This is a genomic window from Pseudoalteromonas sp. TB25, from assembly GCF_000497995.1.
Classification (GTDB): domain Bacteria; phylum Pseudomonadota; class Gammaproteobacteria; order Enterobacterales; family Alteromonadaceae; genus Pseudoalteromonas; species Pseudoalteromonas distincta.
In genome coordinates, this window is sequence record NZ_AUTI01000199.1 from 1 (window position 1) to 2,653 (window position 2,653).

The 2,653-nt window shown below is 39.8% G+C and carries 3 protein-coding genes and 1 pseudogene; 2 read left to right on the forward strand and 2 right to left on the reverse strand.

The window, feature by feature from the left end; translation table 11 throughout:
* The coding region (locus L652_RS0104720; RefSeq protein ID WP_024595768.1) for a Na+/H+ antiporter NhaC family protein at positions 1-1,046 on the reverse strand (1,046 nt) is incomplete at its 3' end.
* 269 nt (positions 1,047-1,315) lie between these two features.
* Between L652_RS0104720 and L652_RS1000000124880 the strand changes: the two are divergent.
* Positions 1,316-1,522: pseudogene (locus L652_RS1000000124880) on the forward strand (N-acetyltransferase); the annotation flags it as partial.
* Between the two features lie 276 nt (positions 1,523-1,798).
* The gene (locus L652_RS0104730; protein ID WP_261765619.1) at positions 1,799-2,140 is read left to right on the forward strand and encodes a GNAT family N-acetyltransferase; all 342 of its coding nucleotides are present in this window, start codon (positions 1,799-1,801) and stop codon (positions 2,138-2,140) included.
* On the opposite strand, the gene L652_RS0104735 is transcribed toward L652_RS0104730, so the two are convergent.
* Positions 2,137-2,653: PqiC family protein (locus tag L652_RS0104735; protein ID WP_024603336.1), on the reverse strand; the 517-nt coding region annotated here is incomplete at its 5' end. The two genes, L652_RS0104730 and L652_RS0104735, sit on opposite strands and share 4 nt — an antisense overlap.

Below are 2,653 nucleotides of genomic sequence, written 5' to 3' on the forward strand. Positions count from 1 at the left end.
CTGCCAATAACAAACTGAGGCAAACCAATTAAGTCGCATACATCTTTAAATATAAACGCAGCTATAACAGTACCAATCGCGGGGATCATACTTTTAAAGCCATCAAGCATGCGTTCAATCATTTCACTTACGCTCATTAATTTTTGTAGTGCATAAAACGGGAGAGTGACCGCCATTGTTGCTAATAAGCCTTTGTATACGTCTATTTCAAAGTAAACAGTAAATGCAACCAGTAAAATAATCGGCACCAAAAAGTTACGTAATTTACCTTTAGGATCAGCATCTTCAAAGTTCTCTTCTACGGCTTTTACCGCATATTCATCCGCTGTTTGAACGTCATTGTATTGGGCAGGGTCGACTTGAGCTTGCTCAATTTGCGCCATTTGCTCTGCTTTTTTCATTGGACCAATCGCAGGAATAATACCCAGCACAACAAGTACAACAACAAGCACTGCAAACCACGCATAAAACATATACGGTATGGCTTGGATATAAACTGCAATCCCTTTGCCTTCTTCTGCAATACCGTTATCTACAAGTAAGCCACCAAAAAAAACCGCCCAAGTAGATAAAGGGACAAGTACACAAATTGGTGCAGCAGTAGAGTCTACAACATAGGCAAGCATCTCACGGCTCACTTTAAATTTATCGGTAATGCGTTTCATGGTTTCACCCACGGTAAGCGCATTTAAGTAGTCATCAATAAAAATAACTACACCCAAACAAAAGGTCATAAACAAAGATGAACGCTTACCTTTAGTGTATTTAAGGGCTAACTTGCCAAAAGCCGATGCGCCACCTGTGCGCACTAATAGCGCGATTAAAGCGCCAAAGCCACCACATACAAGTATTAGCCAGCCGATGGTTTCGTCTGTCATCACTTTTAGAGATGTACTCGCAAAGTTAGTAAGTACCTGTGCAGGATCGGCGATAACTAAACCAACTAAAGCACCAATAAGTAAAGATAAAATAGGGCGGCGTAATACAACAGCCAATACAACTACCACCAAAGGTGGCAGTAAACTTAACGCAGAAGGTTCAAGCATTTAAGTATTCACAAAATTAAAAGCATGTATAAAAATTACAATAGTATTAATTTTTAAACTGCTTATACAAAAACAAAGAAGATGATAAGTTTGTTGTAAAATCATCTTCCAAGTCACTGCTTTTGTACGCGAGGGAGGGACACATAAACAGTTATGTTAAATAGCGGCTTAAGTGAAACGCGTTGGCTTTGGCGCCAGACGGTGCAAGGAGTGCAAACCGCTATTGTTGTGCCTGTAAAAACATCGGCGCAAAAATAATCTGCTTTTTAATTTCAGTCAACAAAAAGTTACATGCAAAACAAAGTTTTTTAGAGGAGCTTACATTGAACGCTGTATTTAAAACAAATCGATTGTTGTTGCGCCATGCAAATGAGCTTGATGCAGCTATTTTACTTAAGCTAGTTAATCAGGCGAGTTTCATAGAGCATATTGGTGATAAAGCAATCTATACCCTTGATGATGCCAAGTCGTACATTATAGGGCCTGTTTATCTTTCGAGGTTAAATTTGCAGCAGTATGTTTGGTATTTAGGCAAGGCAGAGCCTATGTAGTGTGGTTATTCCCCATAAATAGGCGATAACACAGCATAAATGCCAAACATGCGCTGCCCGAAGGGTTCTACCTAGGGGCAATTAACTCTTTGTTGCTCGGTTTTTACTTAGCCCACTAGGTTATAAACCTCACGCCGCGATTAAATCGCCCCTAGATTGAACAAATTTTAATCCTGAAAGGTCAACAGGCCCTAGTCATTTATTGCTTCTCATGTACGCCAAGGCTTTGGGCCTTACATTATTACTTTGCATAATGCTGTAGTGGTTGGCGTTGTTGGGTTTTATAAACGCGCCGCGTTACTGCAACCTGATTTAGGTTTTGCACTTGTAAGCGGTTTTGAAAAAAAGGGTTATGTTTTTGAAGCGGCCAGCGCACTTTTGCAATATAAGCATGAATTTGGAATTACAAAACTGTGTGCAATAACATCACCAGATAATAGGGCATCGCAGAATGTGTTGTTAAAATTGGGCTTTAAAATAAAGGGCAAGGCGGTTATCAATGATGATAAAACCGCCGTGATTATATTGTCACTTAACGATTAAAGTCTTGCTTGTTCTATTTGTTTTGCAACATTTAGGTTTATATTTAGCCATGTTGCTTCAAGTGTCGAAACCAGGCCATCATAGCCATCATCATCAATAGGGACCAATTGCGAAAAATTATTAATACTTATAAGGCGTCGGCCTGTTTCAGGGTGTGTGTAATATAAACGCCAAAGCCCAGAAATATCAGCGTTACCTTGCATATCGCCATTAAAGTGGTGAATTTCGTATTCAAGCTCATAAAACGTTTGTTGATCAAGTTCAGTAATGACCGGTAAGCCTTTTATTACCATCCAGTTGGGCATAGCATTAAAAAGTGTTTGCTGGGCTGTTGCAGTAAGCATTACATCTGGCGATTCGCCCCACAGGTTGTAATTTGCAGCATGAATTTGGTTGCTATCTATTTTCATCGCAATGCCCAAATTATTTAAAGCGCCTCTAAGTACAACAGTTTGTATTCTTAGTTGCGCATCTGTATCTGCAACGTTTCGAGACGATGCACCTATAGGCTGC